The 6,823-nt window shown below is 72.3% G+C and carries 7 protein-coding genes; 1 reads left to right on the forward strand and 6 read right to left on the reverse strand.

Annotated elements, in window-relative coordinates; genetic code table 11:
* Window position 1 precedes the first annotated feature (1 nt).
* From AB0G35_RS23350 to AB0G35_RS23375, 6 genes are read right to left on the reverse strand one after another with little or no spacing between them, the layout of a single operon-like run.
* Window positions 2-292, reverse strand: coding sequence for an acyl carrier protein (locus AB0G35_RS23350; RefSeq protein WP_360952638.1), 291 nt, complete (start codon window positions 290-292; stop codon window positions 2-4).
* Entirely contained in the window at window positions 289-2,088 is a 1,800-nt protein-coding gene (locus tag AB0G35_RS23355; RefSeq protein ID WP_360952641.1) for a fatty acyl-AMP ligase, read from the reverse strand. Before AB0G35_RS23355 ends, AB0G35_RS23350 begins: the two co-directional genes overlap by 4 nt.
* An 11-nt stretch (window positions 2,089-2,099) precedes the next feature.
* Entirely contained in the window at window positions 2,100-3,575 is a 1,476-nt protein-coding gene (gene purF, locus AB0G35_RS23360; protein ID WP_360952644.1) for an amidophosphoribosyltransferase, read from the reverse strand.
* On the reverse strand, window positions 3,572-4,102 hold the full coding sequence (locus AB0G35_RS23365; protein WP_360952647.1) for a hypothetical protein: 531 nt from the start codon (window positions 4,100-4,102) through the stop codon (window positions 3,572-3,574). Before AB0G35_RS23365 ends, purF begins: the two co-directional genes overlap by 4 nt.
* A complete protein-coding gene (locus AB0G35_RS23370; RefSeq protein ID WP_360952650.1) occupies window positions 4,099-4,977 on the reverse strand; it encodes a hypothetical protein in 879 nt (292 codons plus the stop codon). The genes AB0G35_RS23365 and AB0G35_RS23370 overlap by 4 nt, the downstream gene beginning before the upstream one ends.
* Window positions 4,974-6,371, reverse strand: coding sequence for an NAD(P)-binding domain-containing protein (locus tag AB0G35_RS23375; protein ID WP_360952653.1), 1,398 nt, complete (start codon window positions 6,369-6,371; stop codon window positions 4,974-4,976). The genes AB0G35_RS23370 and AB0G35_RS23375 overlap by 4 nt, the downstream gene beginning before the upstream one ends.
* 342 nt (window positions 6,372-6,713) lie before the next feature.
* Here AB0G35_RS23375 and AB0G35_RS23380 point away from each other — a divergent pair.
* Window positions 6,714-6,823, forward strand: a 110-nt coding sequence (locus AB0G35_RS23380; protein WP_359807651.1) for a phosphoribosylformylglycinamidine synthase subunit PurS, incomplete at its 3' end; no start/stop codon positions are given.

Consider the following 6,823-nt stretch of genomic DNA (forward strand, 5'->3'; position numbering starts at 1 on the left):
CTCAGCGCTCCTTCCGCGGCTGCCGCAGCTCCGCCACGACCGCGTCGGCCGCTTCGGTCAGGGTCAGTCCGCCCAGCGACGCCTCGGTGCGCAGCTCGGCGCCGCACCACTTCTCCAGGTCTCCGAGCAGCGCGGAACTCGTCATGGAGTCGATGCCGAAGGCGCTGAGCGGGACGTCCGCGTCGAGCTCGGCGGGCGCCATCTCCAGCATCTCGGCCAGCACCTGGCGCAGCCGCTCGACGACCAGGCCTTGGGTGATCTCCTGGGTGACGCTCATACCGGTGGCGCTCATACCGCACCGTCCTTCCGCATGCTGGACCACTGGGCCAGCGGCGGCAGCTGGCCCGACCTCATCTGCTCGGCGCAGGCGCGCCGGCGGATCTTCCCGCTGGTGGTGCGGGGCACCTTGTTGCGCGGTACGGCGTAGACGCTGACCGCGGTCGGCAGCACCTTGGCCACCGCGATGCCGGCCGCGCGGACGGCGGTGGCCAGCACCTCCGGGTCGCGCACGGTGGTCTCCACGACCACGGCCACACCCCGGTCGTCCTCGTGGAGCGGCCAGGCGGCGGCCCGCTGCTGGGCGAAGGCGGGGTGCGCGGCCACCGCGACGGCCTCGGCGTCCTGCGGGAAGTAGTTCTCCCCGCCGATGATCAGCACGTCCTTGATGCGGCCGGTGATGAACAGCTCGCCGTCGTCGACGAATCCGAGGTCCCCGGTCCGTACGTAGGTGGGGCCGGGGGTGTCCTCGGTGCCGGCCAGGCGGGCCGCGAAGACCTCCGCGGACTGCTGCTCGCGGCCCCAGTAACCCCCGCAGTTGCCCGGCGAGTCGACCCAGATCTCGCCGACCACGCGGTCGGCGAGCGCCTGGCGGGTCGCGGGGTCGACCACGGCGACGCGGATGCCGTTTGCCACCGGCCCGCAGCCGACGAGTTCGACGCCCGCTGCGGTGTCGGTGGTCGGCACGGCCTTGCCCTCGGCCAGGGCGTCCCGGTCGTAGTGCGCCGCCACCACCGGTTCCAGCGACGGGCTGACGCTCACCAGGAGGGTGCACTCGGCGAGTCCGAAGCCGGGCGAGAAGACCTCCTCGCGGAAGAAGCTCAGCCGGAACGCCTCGGCGAACCGCCGCTGGGTGGCGGCCCGTACGGGCTCGGAGCCGTTGACCGCGACCCGCCAGGTGGACAGGTCGAGGGCGGCGCGCTCCTCCGCGGGGATGCGGTTGACGCACATGTCGTACGCGAAGTCGGGCGCGGCGGTGAAGACGTCGTCCTCGGCGGCGATGGCGCGCAGCCACACCCGCGGGTCGCGGACGAAGGTGGCCGGCTCCATGGTGACGGTGGACGCGCCGGACACCAGCGGCAGGACCACGGCGGTGCACAGGCCCATGTCGTGGAAGAACGGCAGCCAGCTGACGATGGTGGTGGTGGGCTCCACCTCGCAGGCGTCGCGCATCGCGATCTGGTTGGCGACGAGGTTGCCGTGCCGGACGACGACGCCGCGCGGGTCGCCGGTGGAGCCGGAGGTGTACTGGAGCAGCGCCGTGGTGGCCGGGTCGAGCGCGACCGGGTCGGGCAGCGCGGCCCCGTCGGGCTGCGGGCGGTCCGGGCGGCGGACGGCGGTCCACCGCACGCCGGGCAGCAGTTCGGCGTCGGCCTCGTCGGCGTCCTCCTGGGTGGAGACGAGGACGGCGCACGGGTCGCAGTCGCCGCAGATCGCCGACAGCCGTTCGGCGCGGGTGGTGGTGCCGCCGCGGGCGGCGGTGCGGAAGGCGGGCACCGGTACGGCGATCATGCCGGCGTACAGGCAGCCCAGGAAGCCGATGTGGAAGTCGAGTCCGGGCAGCGCGGGCACGATGACGCGGTCCCCGGCGGTTCCGGTCGCGCGCAGCGCGGCGGCCAACTCGCGTGCGTGCCGGTCGAGTTCGACGGCGGTCAGGGTTTCGACGGTGTCCCCGGACGCGTCGAGGGCGGTGACCACCGTCCGGTCCGCGTCGGGGCCCGCGGCGCGGGCGAGCAGCGCCTCGACGAGGGTGCGGGGTTCCCGGCCGGGGTCCGGCACCGTGGTCGTGGTCGCCTCGGTTGGGGTGTTCACTGCTGTGCTCCTCATTCGACGGTGCCTCGGGACGCGAGGGCGGTGCCGGTTCTGGTTCCCGGCTGCGGCCGGGTGGCCGGGGCGGCGAGCGCCCCGGCGGGGGTCGCGGTCGGGTAGCGGCCGGTCAGGCAGGCGGTGCAGTAGCCGGAGGGGTCCCCGCCGGCCGCCTCCAGGAGCCGGTCCAGCGAGAGGAACGCCACGCTGTCGCAGCCGAGTTGTTCGGCCAGCTCGGTGATCGGCAGTCGGGCGGCGAGCAGTTCCTCCGGCCGTCCGGTGTCGATGCCGTAGAAGCACGGCCACCGGTACGGCGGGGAGGCGACCCGCAGGTGCACCTCCACGGCCCCGGCCTTGCGCAGCAGCCCGGTCACGGTGCGCATGGTGGTGCCCCGGACGAGCGAGTCGTCCACCAGCACCACCCGCTTCCCGGCGACCGCGGCGGCGACCGGGGCGAGCTTGCGGCGCACGGTGGTCTCCCGGGCCGCCGGGTCGCCCGCGATGAAGCTGCGGCCGACCGACCCGGGCCGCAGCAGGCCCTGGACGACCCGCAGTCCGGCCCGCTCGGCGTAGCCGTCGGCGGCTACCCGTGCCGTCTCCGGGGTGGCGACGACCACCGGGCGCGGCGATCCGGTGACCGGCGCGTAGTCGGCGAGGGCCTGGCCCGCGCGGTAGCGGGCCTGGTAGACGCTGCGCCCGGCGAGGGCGGAATCGGCCCGGGCGAAGTAGACGTATTCGAAGAGGCAGGCCGCGGTCTTGGCGTCCGGCACCGGCACCCGGCTGCTCGCGGTGCCGTGCGGGCCGATGGTCAGCACCTCGCCGGGCTCCAGCTCGCGGACCACCTCGCCGCCGACGGCGGTGATCGCCGCGGTCTCGGAGGCCAGCAGCCAGGCGTCACCGCGCCGGCCGAGGGCCAGCGGCCGGAAGCCGTGCGGGTCGCGCACGCCGTACAGCTGCGCGCCGTCGGACAGCACCAGCGCGTAGGCGCCGGTGAGTCCGGGCAGCACCGTGTGCAGGGCGGCCGAGGTGTCGACGCCCTCCGCGGCGCGCCGGGCGAGCAGCAGGTGGGCCATCAGCTCGCTGTCGGTGGCCCACCGGGCGGGGTCGATCGCCTCGGCGCCGGGCGCGGTGTGCGGGTCGACCAGGGTTCCGTTGTGGGCCAGGGCCAGCGGCGGCCGGTCCAGGACGACCGGCTGGGCGCCGGCCAGCCCGTCCCGGGCGCCGTGGGTGGCGTAGCGGACGTGGCCGACCGCGACCGGGCCGTGCGGCAGTCCGTCGAGGTCGGGCAGCCCCTGGGCGACGGTGCCGGCGCCGTGCCGGGCGACCAGGCCGCCGCCGGTGCCGACGGCGATGCCGACGCTCTCCTGGCCGCGGTGCTGCAGTGCGACGAGCATCTCCCGTACCAGTGCGGCGTGGTGGCCGGCCGGCCCCCAGACACCCGCGACGCCACAGGCCTCGCGGGGCTTGTCCGCGTCGTACCGGTACCCGGTCATAAGGCGTCACCGCCCGCGTCCAGCCAGTCGGTGAAGGCGGCCAGGTCCGGCAGGATCACGGTCGAGCAGGACAGCACCGCGAGGTTCTGGCGCATGTCCGTGATCGCGACGACGGTGCGTCCGGCACGGTGCGCGGAGAGCATCTCGGCGGCGGTGCCCATGCTCGGCTCGTGTCCGGGCAGCCAGGCCACGCAGACGTCGCTGTCCGCCGCCAGCCGGGTGAGCCGGTGGAACAGGTCGGTCAACTCGCGGAGTTCCTTGGCGAGTTCGTCGTGGTGCAGGACCTTCCGGTCGGCCAGCGCGGCGTGTGCGGCGCGGACGTCCGCGGGGTGCGACGCCAGCCATTCGGCCATCACCACGCCCGGGTCGTGGATGACCGCGTCGGGGCGCCGGGCGCGCAGCGCCTCGGTCAGCAGCTGCCGGTAGGACTGGTCGGTGAGGTGTGCGCCGGTGCGCGCGCCCTGCATGGTGCCGGCCAGGAAGTAGGAGCGGGACCGCCCCTCGTCCCGCATGCCGTGGGCGGTCACTCGTCCTCCAGGGAGTACGGGGCCAGGACCAGCCCGGCCGGTGCCGCGGCGCGGTGGATCGCGGCCGCTTCGAGGAGGAAGGCGACCACGTCGTCCTGCGGTGCGCCGACCGCGTCGGCCACGACCTCCAGGTCGCGCCGGAAGCGGGCGTCACCGTGGGTCGCGACGGCGCCCTGGTTGTCCTTGGTGAGCATCAGCAGGCTGTCCTCGGCGACCCCGGCGGGCCGTCCCGCGAGCGGCAGGATCAGCTCGGCCATCTGCCGGGTGGCCGGGTGCAGCACCCGTATGGACACGCTGTGCTGCTCGGGGTGGACCAGCAGCGGACGCACCCAGTCCGCGGCCGGCGGCACGGTCTCCAGCCGCGACTCGGGGCGCAGCACGAACGACCGCGAGGCGATGTTGTGTCCGCGCCGCGGGCTGTAGCGCAGGTAGTCCAGGCGGACCGCGTCGTCGTCCAGCGTCCAGGTGGCCCGCACCCGGCTGGGGGCCGGGCTGCCGTCCTGCTTGACCCGGTACGGGTAGGCGTCGACGGTCAGCCGGACGACGCCGTCGATCGCGGCGGACCGTTCGAGCCGCAGCGGTTCGGCGTGCAGCAGGTACGGGTCGAGGAGGTCGATGCCCTCCGCCCGCCGGTAGACGGCCGCCACATGCCGTCCGTCGATGGGGTATTCGGCGGTGATCCCGGACCGTTCGGCGACCAGCCGGCCGGCCGTGAACGACTGCCAGGCGCAGGACTGTCCGAACCGCGGCGGGGCGGCCCGGGTGCCGAAGTACTCGTGGAACTGAGAGGCGCTGTTGTACGGCACCCCGACGAGCACCTCGTCGAGGACCTCCTTCTGCACCTCGCTCAGCACCGCCGCACCGACGGCGTTCACTTGCGGCCTCCCGAGAAGAGCGCGGCCGCCTGCTCCAGCAGGGAGGGCCGTTGGGCGTAGGTGGTGTCGCGGCCGCCCAGCAGCGACAGGTGGTCGCGCAGCACCCGCAGATAGGTGAGGAGTTCGAACTGGGTGAGATTGCGCGGGGAGTCCAGGAACTTGATGCCGCCGGTGATGTCCACGTCCCGCCTCCGCTTGCGCTCGTCGAACCGGCGGGCCGCCTCCGGGTCCCGTTCCCGGGCCGCCAGATAGCTCGCGATCACCCGTGACTGCAGCTCGACGGTCGGGAAATGGCCGCCCGTCCCGTCGGTCATTCCGGCGATGAAGAGGTCGTCGTAGCGCGGCGAGAAGGCGAGCAGATAGAAGTCCGGCCGGCCCTTGTGCCAGTCGAGGTGCTCCTCGCCGACGAACGGAATGTGGATCCGGAATCCGGTCGCCATGATGATGGTGTCGAATTCCTCCGACGTACCGTCCGAGAACTCGACGAACTTCCCGTCGAAACGCACCGGGGCCTTGCGCACCTTCACCCGGCCGTGCGCGCAGTAGTACGGCAGCAGGGAGTTCACGATCGGCGGGGATTCCAGCGGCTCGTGATCGGGCTTGGGCAGTCCGAACTGATCGGGGCTGCCGATGCTCAGCTTCAGCATGGTCCGGTACGCCGCCCGCGCCACCGGGGCCGGCAGCCGCAGATTCTGGCTCGATTCGGAGACCTGGTCCGCGGGCTTTCCGAAGATGAATTTCGGGAAGAAGTAGTAACCGCGGCGCATGCTGATCGCGACGTGGTCGGTCACCCCGGCGGCTTCCACCGCGATGTCGCAGCCGGAGTTCCCGGCACCGATGACCAGGACCCGCTTCCCGGCGAGACCGGCCGGGCTGGTGTAGTCCCGGCTGTGCAGGATCTCGCCGTCGAACTTCCCGGAGAACGCCGGCATATGGGGGTGCCAGTTGTGGCCGTTCGCGATGATCAGCGCGCGGTGCTCGGCCGAGTGCCCGTCCGCGGTGGTGACCCGCCAGCCGTCGGAGAGCCGCTCGACCTGCGTGACGTCGGCGTTGAACCGGATCAGCGGCAGCAGGTTGAACCGCTCCGCGTACTGCCGCAGATATCCGTGCACCTGATCGTGCCGGGGATAGGCGGGCAGCCCGCGGTCCATGGGAAGATCCGCATAACCGGTCACCTCGCGGGAGGTGATGGTGTGGGTGTTCTGGTAGACCGAACTCCGCGGATTGCGGATGTCCCAGATACCGCCCACGCCGGAGTGGGACTCGTACGCCACACACGGAATGTTGAGATCACTGAGGTTCTTGAGAGAAGCCAGCCCGGAAGGGCCCGCTCCGATGACGGCGACCGGCCGTGGATCCACTTGTGGTTCTGGCATGAAACTGAATTCCCCCATCGATGGTGCGGCGTAGGCAGCACCCTCCGAAGCCTGTGAGAGTGCTGCTGTACGCCCAAGACTTCATCACGTCACGAGTCCGACTCCAGCCACTTTCAAGGACTTTCAAACGACCAGCGGGATTCCTGCGGAACCTTGACTTCCCCGCCCCGGCTTCCCCCTAATGGAGCCGACCGGACGGCGGCCCGGACCGACGGGGACTGATCCGAACTTCACGCCGGAGCGCAGCACGTCACTCCGGCGCGAATCAGCTCACCCCGAAGTGAAACAGGTCACTTTTTCCCTTCCGGTGGAACCAATCAACTCCCTTTTGCGTGAAAGCACTTACCGGAAGGAGTGCCCGTGGCACGCGTCGTGGTCGACGTCATGCTCAAGCCGGAGATCCTCGACCCGCAGGGGCAGGCGGTGCAGCGCGCACTGCCTCGTCTGGGTTTCGAAGGGATCGCCGATGT

This window comes from Streptomyces sp. NPDC021749, assembly GCF_040640655.1.
GTDB lineage: Bacteria > Actinomycetota > Actinomycetes > Streptomycetales > Streptomycetaceae > Streptomyces.

Excerpts from the sequence above, each read along its gene's own strand:
- purF (WP_360952644.1), bottom strand. The coding sequence starts at position 3,575 with ATGACCGGGTACCGGTACGACGCGGACAAGCCCCGCGAGGCCTGTGGC.
- AB0G35_RS23375 (WP_360952653.1), bottom strand. The coding sequence starts at position 6,371 with ATGGGGGAATTCAGTTTCATGCCAGAACCACAAGTGGATCCACGGCCG.
- AB0G35_RS23350 (WP_360952638.1), bottom strand. The coding sequence starts at position 292 with ATGAGCGCCACCGGTATGAGCGTCACCCAGGAGATCACCCAAGGCCTG.